Source organism: Rhodococcus sp. NPDC076796 (assembly GCF_040702765.1).
Taxonomy (GTDB): Bacteria; Actinomycetota; Actinomycetes; order Mycobacteriales; family Mycobacteriaceae; genus Rhodococcoides.
In genome coordinates this window covers 70671-94435 of sequence record NZ_JBFBMS010000006.1, presented here as the reverse complement: position 1 = coordinate 94435, position 23765 = coordinate 70671, and the positions used below count along the sequence as shown (strand labels likewise).

Annotated in this window: 22 protein-coding genes; 19 read left to right on the top strand and 3 right to left on the bottom strand. The window is 65.7% G+C overall.

Features of this window, described 5'->3' with window-relative positions; all coding sequences use genetic code 11:
- Window position 1 precedes the first annotated feature (1 nt).
- The 4 genes from AB0366_RS19125 (at window position 2) to AB0366_RS19110 (ending at window position 5016) form a co-directional block, all read left to right on the top strand.
- Window positions 2-1318, top strand: coding sequence for a PLP-dependent aminotransferase family protein (locus AB0366_RS19125; RefSeq protein ID WP_366245289.1), 1317 nt, complete (start codon window positions 2-4; stop codon window positions 1316-1318).
- Window positions 1315-2511 carry a M20 family metallopeptidase gene (locus AB0366_RS19120; RefSeq protein ID WP_366245287.1) on the top strand — a complete coding sequence of 399 codons (1197 nt, stop codon included), beginning with the start codon at window positions 1315-1317 and terminating at the stop codon, window positions 2509-2511. Before AB0366_RS19125 ends, AB0366_RS19120 begins: the two co-directional genes overlap by 4 nt.
- Window positions 2512-2623: 112 nt before the next feature.
- Window positions 2624-4054 carry an MFS transporter gene (locus AB0366_RS19115; RefSeq protein ID WP_237669442.1) on the top strand — a complete coding sequence of 477 codons (1431 nt, stop codon included), beginning with the start codon at window positions 2624-2626 and terminating at the stop codon, window positions 4052-4054.
- 2 nt (window positions 4055-4056) lie between these two features.
- Window positions 4057-5016, top strand: coding sequence for a D-2-hydroxyacid dehydrogenase (locus AB0366_RS19110; RefSeq protein ID WP_128646235.1), 960 nt, complete (start codon window positions 4057-4059; stop codon window positions 5014-5016).
- A gap of 9 nt (window positions 5017-5025) precedes the next feature.
- On the opposite strand, the gene AB0366_RS19105 is transcribed toward AB0366_RS19110, so the two are convergent.
- Window positions 5026-6153: an NADH:flavin oxidoreductase/NADH oxidase gene (locus AB0366_RS19105; protein ID WP_366245285.1), complete on the bottom strand. Its 1128-nt coding sequence runs from the start codon at window positions 6151-6153 to the stop codon at window positions 5026-5028.
- Between the two features lie 113 nt (window positions 6154-6266).
- Here AB0366_RS19105 and AB0366_RS19100 point away from each other — a divergent pair, with 113 nt between their 5' ends.
- The 11 genes from AB0366_RS19100 to holA all read left to right on the top strand — a co-directional run bounded on the left by AB0366_RS19100 (window position 6267) and on the right by holA (window position 16936).
- On the top strand, window positions 6267-7544 hold the full coding sequence (locus AB0366_RS19100; protein ID WP_366245283.1) for a glutamate-5-semialdehyde dehydrogenase: 1278 nt from the start codon (window positions 6267-6269) through the stop codon (window positions 7542-7544).
- Window positions 7545-7589: 45 nt separating this feature from the next.
- On the top strand, window positions 7590-8471 hold the full coding sequence (locus tag AB0366_RS19095; RefSeq protein ID WP_366245282.1) for a MoxR family ATPase: 882 nt from the start codon (window positions 7590-7592) through the stop codon (window positions 8469-8471).
- Window position 8472: 1 nt separating this feature from the next.
- Window positions 8473-9888, top strand: a complete 1416-nt coding sequence (locus AB0366_RS19090; protein ID WP_366245281.1) for a VWA domain-containing protein — start codon at window positions 8473-8475, stop codon at window positions 9886-9888.
- Between the two features lie 98 nt (window positions 9889-9986).
- Window positions 9987-10709 carry a nicotinate-nucleotide adenylyltransferase gene (nadD, locus tag AB0366_RS19085; protein WP_272913894.1) on the top strand — a complete coding sequence of 241 codons (723 nt, stop codon included), beginning with the start codon at window positions 9987-9989 and terminating at the stop codon, window positions 10707-10709.
- The gene (gene rsfS, locus AB0366_RS19080) at window positions 10706-11095 is read left to right on the top strand and encodes a ribosome silencing factor (protein WP_032394567.1); all 390 of its coding nucleotides are present in this window, start codon (window positions 10706-10708) and stop codon (window positions 11093-11095) included. Before nadD ends, rsfS begins: the two co-directional genes overlap by 4 nt.
- Window positions 11092-11745, top strand: coding sequence for a histidine phosphatase family protein (locus AB0366_RS19075; RefSeq protein ID WP_037193097.1), 654 nt, complete (start codon window positions 11092-11094; stop codon window positions 11743-11745). Before rsfS ends, AB0366_RS19075 begins: the two co-directional genes overlap by 4 nt.
- Entirely contained in the window at window positions 11732-12481 is a 750-nt protein-coding gene (gene octT / locus AB0366_RS19070; protein ID WP_366245280.1) for a diglucosylglycerate octanoyltransferase, read from the top strand. The genes AB0366_RS19075 and octT overlap by 14 nt, the downstream gene beginning before the upstream one ends.
- Window positions 12478-13326 (top strand): DegV family protein, encoded by an 849-nt coding sequence (locus AB0366_RS19065; protein WP_366245279.1) that lies wholly within the window; start codon window positions 12478-12480, stop codon window positions 13324-13326. Before octT ends, AB0366_RS19065 begins: the two co-directional genes overlap by 4 nt.
- Before the next feature lie 109 nt (window positions 13327-13435).
- Window positions 13436-14320: a ComEA family DNA-binding protein gene (locus AB0366_RS19060; RefSeq protein ID WP_366245278.1), complete on the top strand. Its 885-nt coding sequence runs from the start codon at window positions 13436-13438 to the stop codon at window positions 14318-14320.
- On the top strand, window positions 14317-15909 hold the full coding sequence (locus AB0366_RS19055; protein WP_366245276.1) for a ComEC/Rec2 family competence protein: 1593 nt from the start codon (window positions 14317-14319) through the stop codon (window positions 15907-15909). The genes AB0366_RS19060 and AB0366_RS19055 overlap by 4 nt, the downstream gene beginning before the upstream one ends.
- Window positions 15910-15961: 52 nt before the next feature.
- Window positions 15962-16936 carry a DNA polymerase III subunit delta gene (gene holA, locus AB0366_RS19050; RefSeq protein ID WP_183130388.1) on the top strand — a complete coding sequence of 325 codons (975 nt, stop codon included), beginning with the start codon at window positions 15962-15964 and terminating at the stop codon, window positions 16934-16936.
- Between the two features lie 113 nt (window positions 16937-17049).
- Here the strand turns inward: holA and rpsT are convergent, their stop codons facing one another.
- The gene (rpsT, locus tag AB0366_RS19045) at window positions 17050-17310 is read right to left on the bottom strand and encodes a 30S ribosomal protein S20 (protein ID WP_027497522.1); all 261 of its coding nucleotides are present in this window, start codon (window positions 17308-17310) and stop codon (window positions 17050-17052) included.
- Between the two features lie 355 nt (window positions 17311-17665).
- Here rpsT and AB0366_RS19040 point away from each other — a divergent pair, with 355 nt between their 5' ends.
- From AB0366_RS19040 to AB0366_RS19030, 3 genes are read left to right on the top strand one after another with little or no spacing between them, the layout of a single operon-like run.
- Window positions 17666-19216 (top strand): circularly permuted type 2 ATP-grasp protein, encoded by a 1551-nt coding sequence (locus tag AB0366_RS19040; protein ID WP_366245460.1) that lies wholly within the window; start codon window positions 17666-17668, stop codon window positions 19214-19216.
- Window positions 19217-20191, top strand: a complete 975-nt coding sequence (locus tag AB0366_RS19035) for an alpha-E domain-containing protein (RefSeq protein WP_366245274.1) — start codon at window positions 19217-19219, stop codon at window positions 20189-20191.
- Window positions 20192-20199: 8 nt separating this feature from the next.
- Complete coding sequence (locus tag AB0366_RS19030; protein WP_094612794.1) at window positions 20200-21030, top strand: transglutaminase family protein; 831 nt, start codon at window positions 20200-20202, stop codon at window positions 21028-21030.
- Window positions 21031-21079: 49 nt separating this feature from the next.
- Here AB0366_RS19030 and AB0366_RS19025 read toward each other — a convergent pair whose 3' ends face one another.
- Window positions 21080-21649: a type II toxin-antitoxin system PemK/MazF family toxin gene (locus tag AB0366_RS19025; RefSeq protein WP_366245273.1), complete on the bottom strand. Its 570-nt coding sequence runs from the start codon at window positions 21647-21649 to the stop codon at window positions 21080-21082.
- Between the two features lie 156 nt (window positions 21650-21805).
- Here AB0366_RS19025 and lepA point away from each other — a divergent pair, with 156 nt between their 5' ends.
- The gene (gene lepA / locus AB0366_RS19020; RefSeq protein WP_032379185.1) at window positions 21806-23647 is read left to right on the top strand and encodes a translation elongation factor 4; all 1842 of its coding nucleotides are present in this window, start codon (window positions 21806-21808) and stop codon (window positions 23645-23647) included.
- Window positions 23648-23765 lie beyond the last annotated feature (118 nt).

The following is a 23765-nucleotide window of genomic DNA, read 5'->3' as shown; positions in this document are numbered from 1 at the left end:
CATGACCGCATCCACACAAGGTCGTTCCGCAGGCTCCACTCCTGCCACAAAGGGTCGTTCCGCAGGCTCCACTCCTGCCACAAAGGGTCGCTCCGCAAGCAGCATTCCCTGGGCCCTCCGCACCGACAAGCTGGTGGGATCGGTGATCGATTCGTCGACATCGCTCCTCGCTGCCCAGAAACACGACATCGTTCGATTCGCCATGGGTTCTCCTGCAGCCGAGACGGTTCCGGCCGCTGCGTTCACCGAGATCGCCGGCAGCGTACTCACCGCGGACGCGTTCGATTACGGTGCCACCGAGGGTGATCCGGGCCTGCTCGACGCGTTGCTCTCCTACCTCGACTCGGTGGGAGAACCCACGACCGAGGATCGGGTGGTGATCACCTCCGGCGGAATGCAGGGTCTCGACATCGCCTGCAAGTTGTTCGTCGATCCGGGCGACCTGGTGATCGTCGAAAGTCCCACGTACACCAACGGAACCGCCACCGTGCTCAGCTACGGAGGCGACATTCTCGAGGCTCCGATGGACAGTGACGGCCTCATCGTCGAGGCGTTGCCCGAACTCGTCGAGCGCGCGGGTCGCCTGCCCAAGATGATCTACGTGATCCCCAACTTCCAGAACCCGTCCGGCGTGACCATGTCGCTCGAACGCCGAAAGCTGTTGATCGAACTGGCACATCGGTGGGGCTCGGTGATTCTCGACGACGATCCCTATGGCCTGCTCCGCTTCTCGGGTGATCCGATTCCCAGTTTCGGCACGCTCAGTCCGAACGACCCGTTGATCTTCTCGGTACGGACCTTTTCCAAGATGATCGCCCCTGGCCTGCGAGTGGGGTGGGTTGACGCCGCCCCCGAGGCGCGGCAGTTGATCGTCAACGCCAAACAGGCCATGGACACGTGCACCAATCTGCCCGGTCAGCGGATGGTGGCCGAGTACATCCGGCGCGGCCTGCTCGACGAGCATCTTCGATCGTTGGCCTCGGTGTACCTGCCCCGCAAGATCGCGATGCAGAACAGTATCGCCGAGCACTTCGGCGAGTCGATGTCGACGACGGATCCCGAGGGAGGTTTCTTTCTCTGGGCGACGTTGCGCGGCAACGATGTCGACTTCTCGACGCAAGACCTGTTCGAGACGGCACTGGCCGAGGGCGTGGCCTACATACCCGGGCCGGCGTTGTCGGTGGGCGGAAAGTTCCACGATTCGTTGCGGTTGTGCTTCGCCTCGTCGACACCCGAACGCATCGAGGAGGGAATCAGAAGGCTAGCCGTGGCAGTGGAGAAGTCCAAGCACCTGCTCGCCTCCGATCCCACCCGATGACCGTCTCGAATACCGAACGCGCTCTGCTCGATTCGATCGACGAGTACGAGATCGTCTCGCTGACGGCAGCATTGATCGACGCCGGCGGCGAGAATCCCGGCGACACCGAGGAGAAGTCCGCGAAAGTCCTTGCCGATCACTGTCGTGCATTGGGATTCGACGTTCGGACGGTCGAAGTGGCTCCGGGTCGGCCCAACGTCATCGTGTCGATCGGATCCGACGAGCGGCCGGGAGTGCTGTTCGTCGGGCACTCGGACGTGGTCCCCGCCGGGACGGGCTGGACCACCGACCCCTTCTCCGCCGTGGTTCGAGACGGCCGAATTGTCGGTCGCGGCGCGTGTGACATGAAGGGCGGCCTCGCCGCCGTCGTGGCTGCGATGACCGCGGTGCAGCGAGCCGGTCTCGCAGACGAACACCCGATGACGTTGGCGTGTCTGGTCGACGAGGAGGACACCGGTCTCGGCATCCGAGCGTTCGTGGCCGATCCACCTCCGCGGAACTACAGCCACTGCGTGGTGGCCGAGCCGACGGATCTGGTGACCATTGTCGGGTGCCGAGGTGCCGCGAATCTGGAGATCGAGGTGCGTGGCCGTTCAGCACATGCGGGACAACCTCGCAACGGTGCCAACGCCATAGCGGCTGCAGCGCGCATCATCGCGATCATCGAGGAGTCGCAGATCGAGCTGGACGAGAACCCGGACGCCGAGTTGGGCCCCGCCACCTGGAACGTGGGAACCATATCCGGAGGGACGGGAACCTCGATGGTCGCCGATCGTTGCGTACTCACCGTCGATCGCCGTCTACTGCCGGGCGAGAAGGCGGCCGATGTCGTCGGTGACCTGCGATCACGCATCGAGGCCGCGCACGTCACCGGATCCGGTATCGACGTGACGATCGACGTCGCGATGGAGATGCCGGGCTTCTTGACCAGCGTGAACGACGGATTGGTCGGTACCGCAGTGCAATCGGTTCTCGACGCTCGATCCGAAACTGTCACCGACATCTGGACTGCATCCTGTGACGGGGGTTTCGTCGCGCAACAGATGGGTATAGGCACCGTCGTGCTCGGTCCGGGGGAGATCGAAAGCCAGGCACATCGGCCGGACGAGTCGGTGGCCGTGCAGCAATTGACCGACAGCGCAAGGGCGTACGCGTTGATAGCCACCAGAATCGGTGCGCTAGCTGGTCTTTAGCTTCCGAGGAGGGGGTTGGCCGAAACGCACGATCGGCACCGTCGTAATGTCGAACGCTGCGAAGAACCAAACCGACGCTCCACGTTGTACAAAAGCGAGAGGTATTGGAACCGTGACCGAAACATCAGGGTCGGCGACTACGCCGACCGGATACCCACCGAGCACCGACACCCTGAGCCCGAACGAGACGAAGATTCTGCACCGAGCGATCGGCGGATCAGCACTCGGAAACGCTGTCGAGTGGTTCGACTACGCGGTGTACGGCTATCTGGCCGTGTACATCGCCGCCAACTTCTTCCCGTCCGATGACGGGGGAGCGAGCCTGCTCTCCACATTCGCCGTGCTGGCCGCGTCGTTCATCATTCGCCCCATCGGCGGCATCGTGCTCGGCCCACTCGGCGACCGCATCGGTCGTCAGAAGGTCCTCGTACTGACCGTCACGATGATGACGTTGGCCACGGCGACGATCGGTGTGCTGCCGACATTCGACACCATCGGAATCGCCGCACCGCTGCTGCTGCTCGTCTGCCGATTGGTGCAGGGCTTCTCCACCGGTGGTGAGTACGGCGGTGCAGCAGTGTTCATGGCCGAATACGCGCCGGACAAACGACGCGGATTCTTCGGATCGTTCCTCGAATTCGGCACCCTCGCAGGCACCGTCGGCGGTGCCACCCTGTGCACCCTGCTCAACGTCGGGCTCGGCGACGAGACAATGGAGGCATGGGGCTGGCGAATCCCGTTCCTGGTGACGCTGCCGCTGGGCATCGTCGCGCTGTGGTTGCGGACCCGCCTGGAGGATTCTCCGGTGTTCGCCGAGGCCAAGGAAGACGGCGGCACGGTCGAAGAGGGTGCAGGTGGGGCCATGGCCTCGCTCAAGACCACCATGACGTACTGGCAGCGAATCCTGATCCTGATGGGATTCGTGCTGCTCCTCAACATCGCGTACTACACCGTGCTGACGTTCTTGCCCTCGTATCTCAGCGACACGTTGGGGCACAGCACGACTCAGTCCAACTTCACCCTCGTGGCCATCATGATCATCATGATGGCGATCATCAACCCCATCGGCGCTCTGTCCGACCGGGTGGGCCGAAAGCCGTTGTTGCTGGCGGCCTGCGTCGGGTACTTCGTGCTCAGCGTTCCGCTGTTCCTGCTGATCATCAACACCGGACTGATCGGCCAGAGCATCGGTTTGCTCGGTCTCGGAGTGTTGCTGGTCATCATGTGTTCCTGTGTGTCGTCGACCCTGCCTGCGCTGTTCCCCACTCAGGTGCGCTATGGAGCGTTCGCCATCGGATACAACGTCTCGACGGCACTCTTCGGCGGTACGGCTCCGCTGATCCTGACGTTCCTGATCGACCGAACCGGGTCGAACCTGATTCCGGGTTGGTACATGATGATCGCGGCTGCGATCGCCTTCGTGCCGATTCTGCTGATGCCGGAAACCGCAGGCCGCTCGTTGCGCGGAACCCAGTGCCCCGGCGACAACGACGACGAGGTTGCCGCGTCCGGCGTCGAGCTCGTCGGATACAAGAAGAAGTAGCAATGGCACCGGTTCTCGTCGTTCTGCACGCCGGCGATCTTCCCGACGGGCTCGACTCCGTCGCGGAGGTCGCCGACGTCCGGTACGCCACCGCCGACACCCTCGGCGATGCGCTCGACGGTGCCGACGCGTTGCTCCTGTGGGATTTCTTCTCTCCCGCAGTCGAATCGGCGTGGCCGCGTTGCGGCTCGCTGAAATGGATCCACATCGCCGCCGCAGGAGTCGACTCGTTGATGTTCGACGACCTGGTCGATTCCGATGTGATCGTGACCAATTCGCGGGGAGTGTTCGACCGCCCGATCGCGGAGTTCGTGCTGGCCCAGATTCTGGCGTTCGCCAAGGACTCCGAACGTTCGCGCGCACTGCAGCATTCGAAGGTCTGGCAGCACCGCGAGACCGAGCGCATCGACGGTGCCCACGCGATGATCGTGGGCACCGGTGCGATCGGGCGCGCCATCGCGAGTCTGCTGGCAGCGGTGGGAATGTCGATCTCGGGTGTGGGCCGGACGGCACGAGAGGGCGACCGAGATTTCGGCAGCGTTCATGCCAGCGCCGACCTGACGTCCGAGGTAGCTCAGGCCGACTACCTGGTGCTGGTCGCCCCGCTGACCGATCAGACGAGAGGAATGATCGACGATTCGGTGCTGGCCGCGATGAAGCCCGGTGCACGCATCGTGAACGTGGGCCGCGGGGAGTTGCTCGACACCGAGGCGCTGCTGGCGCACCTGGCCACCGGGCACATCGCAGGTGCCGCACTCGACGTGTTCGAGACCGAACCGCTCTCGGCCGACCATCCACTGTGGACGGCCGAGAACGTGATCGTCACACCGCACATGAGCGGCGATGCCTCGGGGTGGAAACAGCGGCTCGCAGAGTTGTTCGTGGACAACGCACTTCGGCATTTCCGAGGCGAACCGCTGCGCAATGTGGTGGACAAGAAACTCGGCTTCGTGCCGTCCTGAGAGCAGTTGCTAGTAGGCCCGCTCGTACTGGGGTGCCACGGCCGGGAGCATCTCGACGCCGAGTTCCCGGGCGGCGCGCCGTGGCCAGTACGGGTCACGCAGGAGCTCACGCGCGAGCAGCACGGCCGTCGCTTCGCCGAGCGAGACGATCTCCTCCGCCTGCTTGGGTTCGGTGATCATGCCGACGGCGGCGGCGGGCATGGTGGTCTCGTTCTGGATGCGCCTCGCGAATGGAACCTGATAGCCCGGACCGACCGGAATACGGGCCCTTGCGTTGCCTCCGGTCGAGGTGTCGACCAGATCCACCCCGTGCTCGGTGAGGATCTGGGCCAAAGCCACCGTCTGATCCGACGTCCAGCTCGCAGCCTCCAGTTCGGCTGACCCTGATGCCCGTTCGGGATCGACCGGCTCGTCGAGCCAATCCGTCGCCGACAGGCGAACGAAGACCGGAAGCTCCGCCGGCCACACCTCACGCACGGCGTCGACAACCTCGATCAACAGACGCGTGCGGCCCGCGAAATCGCCGCCGTACGAGTCGGTACGGGTGTTGCTGGCGGGGGACAGGAACTGATGCAGCAGATAGCCGTGCGCGCCGTGTACTTCGGCGACCTGGAACCCGGCTTTCAGCGCACGCTGGGCGGCCGTCCGGAAGTCGTCGACGATCTTCGCGATGTCCTCGGTCGTCGCCTCCCGTGGGCTCGCGTAGTCACCGAACGCAACCGCGCTCGGGCCGACTGTCTCCCAGCTTCGGGGGTCCTCGGCCGGCAAGGACTTGCCACCCAGCCAGGGAGCAGCGGTCGAGGCCTTGCGCCCCGCGTGAGCCAGCTGGATGCCCGGGACGGTTCCGAAGGACGAGATCTCGGCGACGATCTTCGCCAACGCGTCGGCCTGGGTGTCGTTCCAAATGCCCAGGTCCGACGGGCTGATGCGACCCTCGGGGCTCACCGCGGTGGCTTCGGTGATGATCAATCCGGCACCGCCGATCGCCCGGCTCACCAGGTGGGTGCGATGCCAGTCGCCCGCGACGCCGACGTGGTCGCAGGCCTCGTCGGCCGAGTACTGGCACATCGGTGCCATCCACACCCGGTTCGGGAAGGTGACGTTGCGCAGGGTCAGAGGCTCGAACAGCACACTCACAGGTGGTTCCTCCGGTCTTCGGACAGCGCCGACGGTGAGTCGACGATCTTCACGCTGTGCTGCAACGACGCGGCGATGCAGCTTCATTCCCGGCCCCCATTAGTGTGTAGTTCATGACAGCTTCCGTCTCGGCCGAACCGGTGACCACGACTGCCGACGAGCGAGAGAACGTGCACGCCGCTGCGCGCCGGGCGCGCACCGCATCACGCGCGCTCGCACTGCTGACAACTGCGGAAAAGGACGCCGTGCTGCATGCCGCGGCCGACGCGGTCGTTGCTGCGGCGGAGTCGGTACTCGCCGCGAATGCAGTCGACATCGAGAACGCGCGAGCGGCCGGTACCGACGAGGGGCTGCTGGACCGTCTACGGCTGACCGCGTCGCGCATCGACGGCATCGCGGCGGGGCTGCGACAGGTGGCCGGGTTACCCGATCCGATCGGCGAGATCATCCGCGGTTCGACGCTGCCCAACGGGCTCGAGATTCGGCAACTGCGGGTTCCGCTCGGCGTGGTGGGCATGGTCTACGAGGCTCGGCCCAACGTCACCGTCGACGCGTTCGGCCTCGCCTTCAAGTCCGGCAACGCGGTGCTGCTCCGCGGCTCGTCGTCTGCGGCGCAGTCCAACGCGGCCTTGGTCGAGGCGCTGCAGGGAGCGTTGCGCGGTCACGGTCTGCCCGAGGCGGCGGTGCAACTGCTGGGAAGTGCCGACCGTGCCACGGTCACCCACCTCATTCAGGCGCGCGGTCTGGTGGACGTGGTGATCCCGCGCGGTGGAGCCGGACTGATCGCTGCGGTCGTGCGCGATGCCACGGTCCCGACCATCGAGACCGGTGTCGGAAACTGCCACGTGTACATCCATGCCTCCGCCGATCCGGACACGGCCGAGAAGATCGTGCTCAACGCCAAGACCCGTCGAGTGAGCGTCTGCAACGCCGCCGAGACCGTGTTGGTGGACGCTGCGATCGCCGAGACCATGGTGCCGCGGTTGCTCCAGGCTTTTCAGATGCACAGCGTGACGGTGCACGGGGATCTGCCCGGGCTCGTGCCTGCGCACGACGAGGACTGGTCGCAGGAGTACCTGTCCCTCGACATCGCGCTGAAGGTCGTCGGCGGTATCGACGAGGCGATCGAGCACATCGACCGATACGGCACCGGCCACACCGAGGCGATCGTCGCCGCCGACATCGGTGCCGCGCGCGAGTTCACCCAGCGGGTCGACGCGTCCGCGGTGATGGTCAACGCTTCCACGGCGTTCACCGACGGAGAGCAGTTCGGCTTCGGAGCCGAGATCGGCATCTCGACTCAGAAACTGCACGCGCGTGGACCCATGGGATTGCCCGAATTGACCTCGACCAAGTGGACCGTGTGGGGCGACGGACACGTCCGAGACTGACACCCCTCGCAGAACCGGCCAGACCCGATCATCAGGAGCTGTGACATGGATCGTGCCCTACCGACGACACCCCCGCTGTTCGCCAGCGTGGACGACGTCCAGAGGCGCCTGGCCGAGACGGGCTATCTGGCCGACAAGGCCACCGCCACCTCGGTGTTTCTCGCCGATCGCCTCGGCAAGCCGCTGCTGATCGAAGGTCCGGCCGGAGTCGGCAAGACCGAGCTGGCCCGTGCCGTCGCGCAGACGACCGGGGCCGAACTGGTGCGGCTGCAGTGTTACGAGGGTGTCGACGAGGCCCGCGCGCTGTACGAGTGGAACCACGCCAAGCAGATCCTGCGCATCCAGTCCGGTACCGCTGCCGATTGGGATTCGACCAAGCTGGATGTCTTCTCCGAGGAGTTCCTGCTGGCGCGGCCGCTACTGCAGGCGATTCGCCGAACCGATCCCACGGTTCTGCTCATCGACGAGACCGACAAGGCCGACGTCGAGATCGAAGGACTGCTGCTCGAGGTACTCAGCGACTTCGCGATCACCGTTCCCGAACTCGGCACGATCGTGGCCGAACGGACGCCGTTCGTGGTGCTCACCTCCAACGCCACCCGTGAACTGTCCGAGGCCCTCAAGCGTCGCTGCCTGTTCTTGCACCTCGATTTTCCCGACGCCGACCTCGAGCGCCGGATTCTGGCCAGCAGAGTTCCCGAACTGCCCGAGGCCACCGCCGAGCAGATGATCAAGACCGTGCGGGTGCTGCGCGCGATGCAGCTCAAGAAGTTGCCCTCGGTGGCCGAGACCATCGACTGGGGACGCACTCTGTTGGCGCTCGGGATGGACACCCTCGACGACGACGCGGTTCGCTCCACACTCGGTGTGGTGCTCAAGCATCAGTCGGACCAGGTCCGCGCGGCAGCCGAACTCCGGCTCAACTGACATGCAGGCCCCACACGGAATTCCCGGTCACCTCGTCGGTTTCGTCGACGCGTTGCGTCGGCGTGGAATTTCGGTGGGGCCGTCGGAGACGGTCGATGCCGGACGCGTCCTGTCGGTTCTCGACCTGCTCGATCGGGAGGCCGTGCGCGAGGGATTGGCCTGTGCGCTGCTGCGGCGGCCGACGCACCGGGGAGTGTTCGACGCCCTGTTCGACCTTTGGTTTCCGGTGGCATCGGGCACCAGAGACTCGGGGCAGATCGATACCGCGTTGCCCCGCACCGACGGAGGTGACGTCGACATCGATGCGCTCCGCGAGCTGTTGGTGGATCTGCTCTCGGACGATTCGGCCGAGGCCGCGGAGTTGACCCAGATGCTGGCAGCGCAGATGGTCGAGGAACTCGGACAGTACAAGTCCTCCAACGGGCCCTCGTTCTCTGCATATCAGGCCCTGCGCGACGTTGCGCCCGAAACGTTGCTGCGCAAGATTCTCGACGGATTGCTCGGGCGCAGCGACGACGCACCCGATCGGCCGACCGACGACTACGAGTCCGAGGTGGCCAAACGCACTGCAGCGCAACGTATCGCAGACCTACGCAAGATGGTCGAGAGCGAGACGAGGCGTCGGTCGGCAGAAAAGCTGGGCCGTGAGCGGGTAGCGAGCTACGGGGTGCCCAAGCTCGCGGAGGAAGTCGATTTCCTGCGGGCCTCGGACACGGAGATGGCGGCCCTGCGGCGCAACGTCACCCCTCTCGCCAGGCTGTTGGCGTCGCGACTTGCGGTGCGGCGCAGTCGAAGCAGGCACGGCTCCATCGATCTGCGTCGCACGCTGCGCAAGTCGATGTCCACCGGCGGCATCCCGATCGATCTGGTCGAGCGCAAGCCCCGGCGAGCACGCCCCGAACTGGTTGTGCTGTGCGATGTCTCGGGATCGGTGGCAGGATTCAGCAATTTCACTCTGCTGTTGGTGCATGCACTGCGAGAGCAGTTCTCGCGCGTGCGCATCTTTGCGTTCATCGACTCCACCGACGAGGTGACGCAATTCTTCGATTCCGGTTCCGATCTCGGAGCTGCGATGAGCCGCATCATCCGCGAATCCGATCTCGTGACGTACGACGGGCACTCGGACTACGGCCATGCACTGACGACGTTCGACGAGAAGTACGCGCACGCGGTCACCAGTCGCAGTTCGGTGCTGATTCTCGGTGACGCCCGCACCAACTACCGCGAGCCGAAGCTGCCGGCGTTGGCGCACATCGTGTCGGTGGCCAAGCACGCGTACTGGCTCAATCCCGAACCGAAATCGCAGTGGGGTTCCGGCGATTCGGCGGCCAAGGTGTACGCCGACGTGATCGCGATGCACGAGTGCCGATCGGCTCAGCAGCTCGCCACCGTGGTCTCGCGTTTGCTGCCGGTGTGAGGCGTGTGACGACCAGCGGCACCTCGGACGTAGAATCGACGGTTGTGCAGCGCGAATCCGACTCCGGCGACAACACCGGTAGGCAGTCCGTCCGCCGTTTGGGCGTGATGGGCGGCACCTTCGACCCGATTCATCACGGGCACCTCGTCGCAGCGAGCGAAGTGGCGAACGAATTCGCTCTGGACGAGGTCATCTTCGTCCCCACCGGAAACCCGTGGCAGAAGGAAGGCAAGTCGGTCAGCCCGGCAGAGGATCGCTACCTGATGACCGTCATCGCGACGGCGTCCAACCCGCGGTTCTCGGTCAGCCGGGTGGACGTCGATCGGGAGAAGTCGACCTACACCGTCGACACCCTGCGCGATCTGCGATCGCAGCATCCCAATGCCGAGCTGTACTTCATCACCGGGGCGGACGCGCTCGAGTCGATCCTCACGTGGCAGAACTGGGAGGAGTTGTTCGAGCTCGCCAAGTTCGTCGGTGTCTCGCGTCCTGGGTTCGAGCTCGGCGTCGAACATCTCGCCAACCACCTTCGATCGTTGCCCGCGGGCACTCTCACATTGATGGAAATCCCGGCACTCGCGATATCGTCGACGGACTGTCGACTTCGAGCCGGTGAGAATCGGCCGGTCTGGTACCTCGTACCGGACGGCGTCGTGCAATACATCTCGAAGAGGAATCTCTACAGACCACGAGGCGCTCAGCGTCTCGACGGATCCGTCACCATGTCGGAACCAGCGCCCCAGAAGAAGCAACCGGCAGGGTCGGTCACCAGCGCAATGACCGAGAACCCGAGCCATACGAGTGGGAGTACACCGAAGTGACTGCAACAGCCGAAGCCGCCGAGATGGCGCGGATCGCCGCGCTCGCAGCCGACGACAAACTGGCCGGCGACGTGGTGATTCTCGACGTCTCCGATCAGCTCTACATCACCGATTGCTTCGTCATCGCCTCCGCGCCCAACGAGCGTCAGGTCAACGCGATCGTCGAGAACATCGAGGATCAGCTCCGTGAGGCCGGACACAAGCCGGTCCGCCGCGAGGGCACCAGAGAAGGCCGTTGGGCGCTGCTGGACTACTCCGACATCGTCGTGCACGTCCAGCACAACGAAGAGCGGAACTTCTACGCACTCGAGCGGTTGTGGAAGGACTGCCCGACCATCGAGGTTCCCGGTCTCGGACAGCATCCGGCTCCGGAATCGGAGCAATGATCAGACGGCTCATCCTGCTTCGGCACGGTCAGACGGAATACAACGCCACCGACCGCATGCAGGGTCAGCTCGACACCGATCTGTCCGAGCTCGGCCGCAGTCAGGCGAAGACGGCCGCCGCCGAGCTGGCGACGCGTGAGCCGATCAAGATCGTGTCCTCGGATCTGCGGCGAGCGTTGGACACCGCGAACGCGCTCGGAGATGCAGCCGGTGTGGCGGTGTCGGTGGACGAGCGTCTGCGCGAGACCCATCTCGGTCAGTGGCAGGGACTCACCCACACCGAGGTCGACGACATCGCCCCCGGTGCACGACCGGCCTGGCGCGCCGACGCCACCATCGCCCCACCCGGTGGGGAGAGCCGCATCGACGTCGCCCGACGAAGCGTTCCGCTGGTTCGTGAACTCGCGGCAGGTGTCCCCGAGTGGGGTGCCGACGGCAACGAGCGACCGCTCGTCCTCGTCGCACACGGAGGTCTGATCGCGGCGCTGACTGCCGCGCTGCTCGATCTGCCGACCGATCGTTGGCCGGTGCTCGGAGGCCTCGCGAACACCAGCTGGGTTCAGCTCGGTGCGCACGGACCCGGTGAGAACCCGTCCTGGCGACTGGACGTGTGGAACGCCTCGGCGCGGGTGGCCAGTGACGTCCTCTGAGACGGCGGCGCAGCCTGCGCTGCTCGTGCTCGCGGACTCGTTGAGCTACTACGGACCCGAGGGTGGACTGCCCGTCGACGACCCGCGCCTGTGGCCCAATCTGGTTGCAGCGGAACTGGGTTGGACGGTGGAGTTGGTTGCGCGCATCGGCTGGACGAGTCGTGACGCGTGGTGGGCCCTGACCCAGGATCCGCGAGTGTGGGCAGCCATTCCCCGTGCCGGTGCCGTCGTGCTCGGAATCGGCGGCATGGATTCGCTCCCGTCACCGTTGCCGACTGCGCTCCGGGAGCAGATCAGATACGTCCGACCGCCTGCCCTTCGGCGCGTGGTTCGCGCGGGATACCAAGCGGTGCAACCTGTTCTGTCGCATCTCGGTTGGCCCGTTGCGCTGCCGCCGCGGCTCAGCGTCGAGTATCTGGAACAGACCCGCGCGGCACTGGCGTACGTGCGTCCCGAACTTCCCGTCATCGGTACCTATCCGTCGGTGCACCGCTGCGATGCCTACGGCAAGGTGCACTCGGGTCGCGAACCCGCAGTACGCGCACTGCGTGCATGGAGCGCGGACAGGAACGTCCCCATGGTCGACCTCGCCGACGCCGTACGACCGAACATCGAGTCCGAGAACGCGAACCCCGACGGCATCCACTGGGGATGGGACGCCCACATCGCGGTCGCCGAGGCGATGCTGGAGGTGCTGCGGCCCGTCGCCGCCGGATCGGTGACCGAATCGCCATGACCGTCGCCGTCGTCACCGACTCCTCGTCCTGCCTGCCGGCCACCCTCGCCGCCGAGCGAGGCATCGCGCTGGTGCCACTGCACGTGCTGGTCGACGGAATCGACCATCGCGAGGGCGTCGACGACATTCCCGAGCAGTCCACCTCGGGCAAGCCGGTGACCACTGCGGGGGCCTCTCCAGGTGAGCTGACCGAGGTCTACGCCGCAGCTCTCGAACGCAGTCGAGGTGCCGGTGTGGTGGCACTGCACATCTCTCGGGGACTGTCGAGCACGTGGGAGGCTGCGCGCCAGGCCGCAGATCACGTGGGCTCGGCCGTCCGAGTCGTCGATTCCGCCTCGGCCGGAATGGGGTTGGGCTTCGCGGTGCTGGCTGCGACCGCCACCGCCGCCGGGGGAGCAGAACTGGACGAGGTGTATCACGACGCCGTCGCCGCGTCGACGACCTCTAGATGCTTCATCGTCGTCGATCGACTCGACCACCTGAGACGTGGAGGCCGAATCGGCACCGCCGCAGCGCTGCTCGGCACTGCGCTGGCCATGAAGCCGGTACTGCACATCAGCGACGGCAAGCTCGTGTTGCGGGAGAAGACGCGGACCTCGTCCAAGGCGCTGCACAAGCTGGTCGATGCCGCCGTCGCCGCCGCGGCCGAGGTCGGTGACGAATCGGGGGTTGCGCTCGCGGTGCACCACATGCAGTGCCCGGAGCGGGCCGAGGACGTGGCCGCGATGCTGACCTCCCGAATTCCGCACTCGACCAGCATCGATGTGTACCCCTTCGGTGCCGTTCTCGGCGCTCATGTCGGCCCGGGCGCGGTCGGCGTCGTCGTGGCTCCGGGACGCCGATAGCCGGGTCGAGCCCCGGTTCATCCACAGCCTCAGGGGTTCTGCACAGGGCAATTCGTGGCCTGCGGCTTTCGGCGATCGAGACCGATCACGCGCACTAGCGTCCTTCCGTATGGGCGGCAACGACGATCGGGCGCACACGGTGGCGCGATTGAACTCCGTGCGCAGACAACACGATTCCGCCCGCGATCGCGTCGTGCCCGAGGACCCGCGACCGGACGCCGGGTCCACGGAACCGGATTGGCTGCTGCCGGAAGCGCAACGAGTAGGCACCCCGTGGTCGGCCCTGCTGCCATCTCGGTGGCGATCTGCTCGCGTGGATCCGGGAAGGCCGGGTGCACTGGCGATGGCGGCCACCGGGGTCTTCGTGGTGCTGGTCGCCGGATTCGCGGTGGTTCGTGACGCACCGACTCCCGCTCCCGCACCACCGCTCGCTGTGGTCGCGACCGACACGGTGGATACCGATGGCACGGTGGATACCGGTGACGCGGTCGATCCTGTGCCGAGCGCCGAGGCCGAGCTCGTGGTGAGCGTCGTCGGGCTCGTGACGCGCCCCGGATTGGTTCGGCTGCAACCGGGTTCGCGAGTCGCCGACGCACTGGCCGCGGCAGGCGGCGCAGTCGACGGTGCCGACCTGTTGGCGCTCAACATGGCCGCGCGAGTCGCCGACGGAGATCAGATCGTCGTCGGAGTCGTGCCTCCCGAGGCACCTCCACCGGTCAGCAGTACGACATCCGGGATCGGCACATCGGCCGACGGTAGCGGCGGCGCACCGACCGGTGTCGGAGGTTCCACCCCCGGCGGGACGGTAGACCTCAACGCCGCGACCGTCGCAGAGCTGGACGCGTTGCCCGGGGTCGGGCCGGTCACCGCGACCTCGATCGTGAGTTGGCGAGAAACCAACGGCCGCTTCGCAACCGTGGATCAGCTGTCGGAGGTGGACGGCATCGGGCCCGGCAGACTGGCGAAGATCCGCGACCTGGTGCACGTCGGATGACCACCGATGCCGCATCCACCGGCGCGCCGCAGACCGAGGATCGCCTGCCGTTCGACGTGCGGCTGGTTCCGGCCGCTGCGGTGTGCTGGTCGATCACCGCGATCGGAATTCTCGGAGGTCCCGGTGCCGCCCTGGCTGCTACCGCGTCCGCGGTTGCGGTGGTGCTGCTCGTCGCAGTGGCACTGCACGGAATGTCTGTTCGGCGCGGTCGGCCGAGTTCGAGTCGGTCCGGTGCGGCCGCGGTGATCGTGCTGGCGCTGTGCTTCGGGGGAGCGATCTGGATTCAGATGCGCTCGCTGGCCGAGCATCCCGTGGCTGCGGCGGCAGAGAACCGAGCCTGGATCACGGCGTCGGTGCAGCTGGAGGAGGACCCGCGACGGCTGACGGCTCCCGGGCCCGCGACGGTGATGGTGAAGGCCGAGATGACGCGAGTCGACGTGGGCGGCGAGGCATGGCACGTCGGTGGACGGGTGTCGGTCATCGCACCGGAGTCGAGTTGGTCGGCATTGCTGCCGGGCCAGGTGGTCACCGTGCGGGGCAGGCTCGGTGAGCCGATTCGGCCGGACATGACCGTGGCCGTGATCCGCACTTCGGGTCCGCCGGTCACCGCGAGCGAGCCCGGGAAGATCTCTGCGGCAGCCGGTACATTCCGGTCGAATTTGGCTGCCGTGGCGCAGAATTCGATGCCACCGGATCGTGCAGGGCTGCTGCCCGGTCTCGTGGTCGGCGACGTGTCTCGGCTGGACGAGACGGTATCGGACAATTTTCGGGCGGCCGGCCTCACACATTTGACGGCTGTCTCCGGTGCGAACTTCTCGATTCTGATCGGTGCGGTTCTGTTGGTGTTGCGAGGTATCGGGGTCGGACCCCGCACAACGGTCGCGGTGGCGTTCGTCGTACTCGTGGCGTTCGTCATCGTGGCCCGGCCGTCGCCGAGTGTGCTGCGGGCGGCAGTGATGGGGTCGATCGGCTTGGTGGCGTTGGTCACCGGCAGGCGCAGGCAAGCGGTTCCAGCACTGTGCGGCGCGGTGTTGGGGCTGCTCGGGTGGTGGCCGAGGCTGGCGGTGGATGTCGGATTCGTGCTGTCGGTGTTCGCCACCGCCGGGCTGGTACTCGTCGCTCCGATCTGGGTCGACTGGCTTCGGGCCCGCGGCTGGCCCAGGGCGGCAGCGGAAGTGGTGGCGGTCGCCGCGGCTGCGCACGCGGTGACGGCACCGGTGGTCGCGGCCATGGCGGGAACGTTCAGTGTGGTGGGAGTGGCAGCGAACGTGTTGGTGGCACCGGTCGTCGCTCCGATCACCGTGGTGGGCTTCCTGACGGCCGTGACCGCCACCGCCAGCACCTCGCTCGCGGAGCTGATTGCGCAGTTGGTGTCGGCGCCGCTGTGGTGGCTGATCGCGGTGGCGGAGGAGGCTGCGTCGGTGCCGGTTGCGGGCATCGAGGTCCCCGATGGCGTCGTGGGCGCAGCACTGGCAGCGTTCTCGACGGCCGCGTTGCTGACGGCGTTGCGTTTCACTGTGTTTCGGTGGCTGGCCGCGGCTGTGGCGATGGCTGCACTCGCGATGTGGACGGCGCACGTTCTGTGGTGACCGCTCGGACTCCGAGCGGATGCTCGCAGTGTCGGTTGCACATGGCACGATCATGGTCGTGACTTCGAGTGTGGCTCCACTGCATCTGGTTCTCGGCGACGAGGAACTTCTGATGGATCGGGCGGTAGCCGCGATCGTGGCTCAGGTGCGTGCGAATGCTGCGATTCCGGGGGAGGACCTGCCGGTCACGCGGTTGCGCACCGGTGATGCCAGTGCCCCGGAACTCGCCGAACTGCTGAGCCCGTCGCTGTTCGCCGAGGACCGTGTTCTCGTACTCGAGGCGGCGGCCGAGGCCGGCAAGGACGCTGCTGCGCTGGTACTCGACGCCGCTACGGATCCGCCCGAGGGCGCTGTGGTCGTGATCATGCACTCCGGCGGCGGCCGGGCCAAGGCAATGGTCGGCGCGCTGCAGAAATGCGGCGCACAGGTGCACGAGTGCGCCAAGCTCACCAAGCCCGCCGAACGTATCGACTTCGTGCGCGGCGAGTTCCGTACCGCCGACGTCCGGGTGAGCGGCGACGTGATCGAGGCGGTCGTCGAGTCCGTGGGCAACGAACTGCGCGAATTGGCGTCGGCCTGTTCGCAGTTGGTCTCCGATACCGGCGGCAAGGTCGACCTCGCCGCGGTGCGACGGTACTACTCCGGCAAGGCCGAGGTCTCCGGATTCGACGTCGCAGACAAAGCGGTGATCGGAGACCGAGCCGGCGCTCTCGAGGCTCTGCGCTGGGCGATGCACCGGGGCGTGGCGCACGTGTTGCTCGCCGACGCGTTGGCCGATGCCGTCCGCACCATTGCGCTGGTGGGTTCGGCCGGCCGCGGCGACCCGTTCCGCATGGCAGGAGAGCTGGGTATGCCGCCGTGGAAGATCAAGAAGGCGCAGGGCCAGGCGCGCGGGTGGAACGGCCGATCCATCGCCCAGGCGCTGCGCGTGGTGGCGCAGCTCAACGCCGACGTCAAAGGTCAAGCAGCGGACGCGGACTACGCGGTGGAGAAAGCAGTGGCGGAGGTCGCATCACTGGGTAGGTAGCGTCGACATACTGCACAGCGCACGAAAACCCCAGCGCACGAAAACCCCAGCGCACGAAAAAACCCGCCGCGTCCTCGTCGGATGCGGCGGGCTCGATCGAGCTCAGTGATGTATCAGAGCTTGTTGACTGCGAGAGCCAGTGCCGACTTCTTGTTGGCGGCCTGGTTCTTGTGGATGACGCCCTTGCTGGCGGCCTTGTCGAGCTTGCGGCCTGCATCGAGAAGAATCTCGGAAGCCTTGTCCTTGTCGCCCGCAGCCTGTGCCTCGCGGAACGAGCGGATGACGGTACGAAGGGAGGACTTCACCGACTGGTTGCGCAGGCGTGCACGCTCGTTGGTGAGAATCCGCTTCTTCTGGGACTTGATATTGGCCACGCGTAAAATCCTTGTCGTCTTCGTCGGTATTCCGGTCAGGGCGATCCATGCTGGAATGCCCGAAGTCTGCTGCTGAGCGTTGGAGCCCTGCGCCGAAGATCGAGAATACCAGTACGGTCGGCCAGAACCCAATCCGGAGTGGGGTGACGATGCGTTTCAAGAAATTAACGCTTCTACCGCGCCTAACTCCTGTCTCTGTAGCAACATGGCCAGAATGAGTCCGCGATCGGCAACGCATGCCGCCACCAAGGCCAAAGCGACCAAAACCAAGACAGCGGATCGCGTCGAACCCGAGGTCGACGGGGTGTTCGGGGGATACTCCGACGTCGGAAAGTACAGTCTCGCCTTCGATGAGATGTTCGACGCGGACGGACGTACCCGAACTCCGTACAAGGGCATCCACACCGCACTCGCCCCGGCGAACGCGGTGGACCTGGACGCGAGATCCGATGCGCTGGGACGAGCCTTCATCGACCAGGGCATCACGTTCTCGTTGTCCGGTCAGGAACGTCCCTTCCCGCTCGACCAGGTTCCCCGCGTCATCGCAGCGGGTGAATGGTCCCGTCTCGAGCGCGGCATCAAGCAGCGCGTCAAGGCCCTGGAGATGTTCCTCGCCGATATCTACGGCGATCAGGAAATTCTGCGCGACGGCGTCGTACCCAAGCGGCTGGTGACCTCCTGTGAGCACTTCCACCGCGAGGCGGTCGGCATCACTCCGCCCAACGGTGTGCGCATCCACGTCGCCGGCATCGACCTCATCCGCGACGCGCAGGGCACCTTCCGTGTGCTCGAAGACAACCTGCGGTCGCCGTCGGGCGTGTCTTATGTCATGGAGAATCGGCGCACCATGGCCCGGGTGTTCCCCGACCTGTTCGCCAGCCACCGCGTCCGCGCCGTCGGCGATTACGCCTCGCACCTGCTGCGGGCACTGCGCGCATCGGCCGCCCTCAACGAGGCCGACCCGACCGTGGTGGTTCTCACTCCTGGCGTTGCCAACTCGGCGTACTTCGAGCACTCGCTGCTCGCTCGGCTGATGGGCGTCGAGCTCGTCGAAGGACGAGACCTGTTCTGCCGAGACAACATCGTCTACATGCGCACCACCGAGGGCGAGCGTCAGGTCGACGTCATCTACCGACGTATCGACGACGACTACCTCGACCCCATGCAGTTCCGTCCCGACTCGGTGCTGGGAGTGGCAGGTCTGGTCAACGCCGCCCGCGCAGGCAACGTCGTCATCTCGAGTGCCGTCGGAAACGGCGTCGGCGACGACAAGCTCGTCTACACCTACGTCCCGACGATCATCGACTACTACATGGGCGAGAAGCCGTTGCTGGCGAACGTCGACACGTTCCGGTGCTGGCTCGACGACGAGTGCGAGGAAGTTCTCGATCGCATCGACGAACTGGTGATCAAGCCGGTGGAAGGCTCCGGCGGCTACGGCATCGTCTTCGGACCCGACGCCTCGCCGAAGGAACTCGCCACCATCAGCAAGAAGGTCCGCGCAGATCCGCGCGGCTGGATCGCTCAACCCGTCGTGCAGCTCTCGACGGTGCCGACCAAGATCGGCGATCGACTGGTACCCCGTCACGTCGACCTGCGGCCGTTCGCGGTCAACGACGGCGACGACGTCTGGGTGCTGCCCGGCGGCCTGACCCGGGTCGCGCTGCCGGAGGGATCCCTTGTGGTCAACTCGAGCCAGGGTGGTGGCAGCAAGGACACCTGGGTGCTCGCCACCCGAACCTCTCAGGAGGAGCAGGAACTCGCCGGCGAGGAGATCGTCAGCGTTCCGCCGGAGTCGCCGATGGCCGAACAGGGCCCGGAGCTGACGATGGACCAGCAAATGAATCAGCAACAGCAGCAACAACAGCAGGCAACGAACTCGGACTCGAACGGCGGTGGACAGTAAATGCTCGCGCGCAACGCAGAGTCGCTCTACTGGATCGGACGGTACGTCGAGAGAGCGGACGACACGGCCCGCATTCTCGACGTCACCGTCCACCAGCTTCTCGAGGACGCCACGGTCGATCCCGATCACACTTCGCGAGTGTTGTTGCGAGTGCTCGGGTTCAAGCACGAGCCGGACGTCTCGCTCGACGTGTGGTCGCTCACCGAGGTCGTCGCCTTCAGCCGCGACGGATTGGGTTCGATCGTGGACTCGCTGTCGAGCGCGCGTGAGAACGCCCGTGGTGCACGAGAAGTCACGTCCAGCGAGATGTGGGAGTGCCTCAACACCACGTACAACGGGCTCAACGAGCGCATCAGGGCGTCCAAGCGCACCGGCCCGGCCGAGTTCTTCAGCTACATCGAGGAGCGCGCAGCGATGTTCGCCGGTCTCGCGGACTCCACCCTCAGTCACGACGACGGCTATCGCTTCCTCCTGCTCGGTCGCTCGGTCGAGCGCATCGACATGATCGTTCGGTTGTTGCTCTCGCGAGCCGGTGACCGGCCGTCGTCGCCGGCGTGGGTCACTGTGCTGCGCTCCGCCGGTGCCCACGACACCTACCTGCGCACCTACCGCGGCGCGCTCGATGCCCAGCGAGTTCTCGAATTCATGTTGTTGGACAGGCTCTTTCCGCGATCGGTGTTCTACGCACTCAACGAGGCGGAACGTTCGCTCGATCAGCTCGACCATCAGCCCAACAGTCGAGTCGGTGCGCGCGCCGAAGCGCAGCGCCTACTCGGCCGCGCTCGGAGCGAACTCGAATTCCTCCGTCCCGGTGAAATTCTCGACGATCTGCAGGAGCGCCTGCTCGCCCTGCAGGAAACCTGCCGTGAACTCGGTGATGCGATCTCCAAGCAGTATTTCCACGCTGCTCCGTGGGTGGCATGGACGGACGCCGGCTCGGGAACATTCGAAGATCAATTGGAAGGTGAACTGTGAGCTGGCGTATGCGTGTCGTGCACACCACGGGCTATCAGTACGACGCACCGGTGACGTCGTCGTACAACGAGGCTCGGTTGACGCCGCGAAGTGACAATCGGCAGAACGTGATTCTGAACCGAGTCGAGACCAACCCGGTGACGCGTTCCTACCGCTACACCGATTACTGGGGCACGGCGGTGACCGCGTTCGACCTGCACGCACCGCACACCGAGCTCGAGGTCACCGGTTCGTCGGTGGTCGAGACCGATCCCTTCGTCTACCCGGACGAGAACGCCTCCTGGGAGGAACTGGCGAGCGACCAGGTCATAGACCGCTTCAACGAGGTCCTCGACAACACCGAGTACGTGCCGAAGAACAGGCAACTCGCGTCGGTGGCGAAAAAGCTGTCGAAGGGCCTACCGCCGCAGGAATCGGTGGTGGAGATCTCCAACTGGGTCAACCAGGAGATGTCCTACGTGCCGGGCACCACCGGCGTGCACACCTCGGCCGTCGAAGCGTGGTCGGAGAAGAAGGGCGTCTGTCAGGACTACGCCCACCTGACGCTGCTGATGCTGCGCAGTGTCGGCATCCCCAGCCGGTACGTCTCGGGCTACCTGCACCCGAAGAAGCAGGCTGCGATCGGTGCGACGGTGGAGGGCCAGAGCCACGCGTGGATCGAGGCCTGGACCGGCGCATGGTGGGGCTACGACCCGACCAACGCCATCGCCGTCAACGAGCAGCACGTGTCGGTCGGACTCGGCCGCGACTACGCCGACGTGCCACCGCTCAAGGGCATCTTCTCCGGCGGCGGTTCGACGGCTCTCGACGTGGTCGTGGAAATCACCCGCCTCGCCTGATGCCGTGCGCGTTTTGCGTAGCTGTGGCTACGCAAAACGCGCACGACGGTCAGTTCCAGCCGAAGTCTCGGCGCAATCTGTTTGCGACGGAATCGAATTGGGGCTTGCTCAGAATTGCGCCCTCGCGTCGGATGCCGTCCTCGGGCACGTCGAGCACTCGATCCAGACGAATCCAACTCGGTCGGCCCTCGGCGTCCCAGGCCCCGGACCCGATCGACTGCCAGTCACGGTCTCCATCGCGGCTGCTCTGGCTCGACAACATCAGGCCGAGCAGATCGTTGCCCTCGCGTCCGACGACCAGAACCGGGCGGTCTTTGCCCTGAGTGGCGTCTTCCTCGTAGGTGACCCAGGTCCAGACGATTTCGCCGGGGTCGGCCTTGCCGTCCAGGTCGGGGGAGTACTCGATGGTGCGGGCACGTTGCGCCGTAGGCCTGGTCTGCGATGCCACCGGACGCCCAGGGCGAGGTGCCGGAGTGGACGTGCGTGTGGCCGTTCCGCTGATCGCGTCCTTGCCCTTCTGCACGGCACCGGACTTCTGCAATTGACGCAGCAGCCGCGGACCCTCGCGCATCGCGATCTTGCCCAGTTCCTTGCCGAATCTGCTCCAGTTGCCAGCCATGCGGCGAGTGTAGCGATGCAGACGCTGCTGCTCATCGCCCGAACCGCGGCGACGTGAACACCCGAGTCGGACAGCCGGGGACGGCGCACCGTTCTCGGCGTGGGACGATAGGGAAACCCGTTCGCTCATTTCGAACACGCCAGCCGAAGGATACGAGTGCCCAGCTTCGCCGACACGACGTTCACCGATCCGTCCAGGATCAGGAACTTCTGCATCATCGCCCACATCGACCACGGTAAGTCGACGCTGGCCGACCGGATGTTGCAGCTCACGGGCGTCGTCGACGACCGGTCGATGCGCGCTCAGTACCTGGACCGGATGGACATCGAGCGCGAGCGCGGCATCACCATCAAGGCGCAGAACGTACGGCTCCCGTGGGTCGTCGACGGCGAAGAATTCGTCCTGCACCTCATCGACACGCCCGGCCACGTCGACTTCACCTACGAGGTGTCCCGCGCACTCGAGGCCTGTGAGGGAGCGGTGCTGCTCGTCGACGCAGCGCAGGGCATCGAGGCGCAGACGCTCGCGAACCTGTACCTCGCTCTCGACAAAGAGCTCACCATCATCCCGGTGCTCAACAAGATCGACCTGCCCGCCGCGGACCCGGACCGGTACGCCGCCGAGATCGCCCACATCATCGGGTGCGAGGCCGACGACGTGCTGCGCGTGTCCGGCAAGACCGGTGTGGGCGTCGAGGAATTGCTCAACGAGGTCGTCAAGCTGGTTCCGGCACCGGTCGGCAATCCGGACGGGCCTGCCCGCGCGATGATCTTCGACTCGGTCTACGACACCTACCGCGGCGTCGTCACGTACGTCCGCGTCGTCGACGGTGCACTGAATCCGCGCGAGAAGGTCACGATGATGTCGACCGGCTCCACGCACGAGTTGCTCGAGGTCGGCATCGTCTCACCCGATCCGAAGGCGACCAAGGGCCTCGGCGTCGGCGAGGTGGGTTACCTCATCACCGGCGTGAAGGACGTCCGCCAGTCCAAGGTCGGCGATACCGTCACCACCTTCCGCAAGGGCGCGACCGAGCCGCTGACCGGCTACCGCGAACCCCGTCCGATGGTGTACTCGGGCCTCTACCCGCTCGACGGCTCCGATTACCCCGACCTGCGCGATGCTCTGGAGAAGCTCCAGCTCAACGATGCGGCCCTGACGTACGAGCCGGAAACGTCGGTGGCTCTCGGCTTCGGCTTCCGCTGCGGCTTCCTCGGTCTGCTGCACATGGAGATCACCCGCGAGCGGCTCGAGCGAGAGTTCAACCTGGACCTGATCTCGACCTCGCCGAACGTGGTCTACCGCGTCGAGATGGAAGACGGTGCCGAACATATCGTCACCAACCCGTCGTACTGGCCCGAGGGCAAAGCGCGGGAAGTGTTCGAGCCGATGGTCAAGTGCACCATCATCTCGCCCAGCGAGTTCATCGGTTCGATCATGGAACTGTGCCAGGGACGACGTGGAGAACTCGGCGGCATGGATTACCTGTCCGAGACCCGCGTGGAACTGCGCTACACCATTCCGATGGCCGAGATCATCTTCGACTTCTTCGACATCCTGAAATCACGCACTCGCGGGTACGCCAGCCTCGACTACGAGGAGATCGGCGAGCAGGCCGGTGCGCTGGTCAAGGTCGACATCCTGCTGCAGGGTGAGGCCGTGGACGCGTTCTCGGCGATCGTGCACAAGGACAACGCCGCGGCCTACGGCAACAAGATGACGACCAAGCTCAAGGAACTCATTCCGCGTCAGCAGTTCGAGGTGCCTATTCAGGCCGCCATTGGCTCTCGCATCATCGCCCGCGAGAACATCCGCGCGATCCGCAAGGACGTGCTGGCCAAGTGCTACGGCGGCGACATCAGCCGTAAGCGCAAGCTGCTCGAGAAGCAGAAAGAGGGCAAGAAGCGGATGAAGACGATCGGTCGCGTCGAGGTGCCACAGGAAGCCTTCGTCGCCGCACTGTCCTCGGAATCCTCGTCGGACAAGCCGAAGAAGTAGGGCAGCTCCTGGTTGCCGGCAGCAACCTCACACCCTTTCTGCCGACTGCGCGCCCCCGCTCGCATCGGAGCAGGGGCGCGCAGTCGGCATCAGGGGCGCGCGGTCCCCACCGAACCCG

Coding starts and splice junctions, on each gene's coding strand:
- AB0366_RS19125 (WP_366245289.1), top strand. CDS start 2: ATGACCGCATCCACACAAGGTCGTTCCGCAGGCTCCACTCCTGCCACA.
- AB0366_RS19120 (WP_366245287.1), top strand. CDS start 1,315: ATGACCGTCTCGAATACCGAACGCGCTCTGCTCGATTCGATCGACGAG.
- AB0366_RS19110 (WP_128646235.1), top strand. CDS start 4,057: ATGGCACCGGTTCTCGTCGTTCTGCACGCCGGCGATCTTCCCGACGGG.
- AB0366_RS19100 (WP_366245283.1), top strand. CDS start 6,267: ATGACAGCTTCCGTCTCGGCCGAACCGGTGACCACGACTGCCGACGAG.
- AB0366_RS19095 (WP_366245282.1), top strand. CDS start 7,590: ATGGATCGTGCCCTACCGACGACACCCCCGCTGTTCGCCAGCGTGGAC.
- AB0366_RS19090 (WP_366245281.1), top strand. CDS start 8,473: ATGCAGGCCCCACACGGAATTCCCGGTCACCTCGTCGGTTTCGTCGAC.
- AB0366_RS19075 (WP_037193097.1), top strand. CDS start 11,092: ATGATCAGACGGCTCATCCTGCTTCGGCACGGTCAGACGGAATACAAC.
- AB0366_RS19065 (WP_366245279.1), top strand. CDS start 12,478: ATGACCGTCGCCGTCGTCACCGACTCCTCGTCCTGCCTGCCGGCCACC.
- AB0366_RS19060 (WP_366245278.1), top strand. CDS start 13,436: ATGGGCGGCAACGACGATCGGGCGCACACGGTGGCGCGATTGAACTCC.
- AB0366_RS19055 (WP_366245276.1), top strand. CDS start 14,317: ATGACCACCGATGCCGCATCCACCGGCGCGCCGCAGACCGAGGATCGC.
- holA (WP_183130388.1), top strand. CDS start 15,962: ATGGTCGTGACTTCGAGTGTGGCTCCACTGCATCTGGTTCTCGGCGAC.
- AB0366_RS19040 (WP_366245460.1), top strand. CDS start 17,666: ATGTTCGACGCGGACGGACGTACCCGAACTCCGTACAAGGGCATCCAC.
- AB0366_RS19035 (WP_366245274.1), top strand. CDS start 19,217: ATGCTCGCGCGCAACGCAGAGTCGCTCTACTGGATCGGACGGTACGTC.
- AB0366_RS19030 (WP_094612794.1), top strand. CDS start 20,200: ATGCGTGTCGTGCACACCACGGGCTATCAGTACGACGCACCGGTGACG.
- AB0366_RS19025 (WP_366245273.1), bottom strand. CDS start 21,649: ATGGCTGGCAACTGGAGCAGATTCGGCAAGGAACTGGGCAAGATCGCG.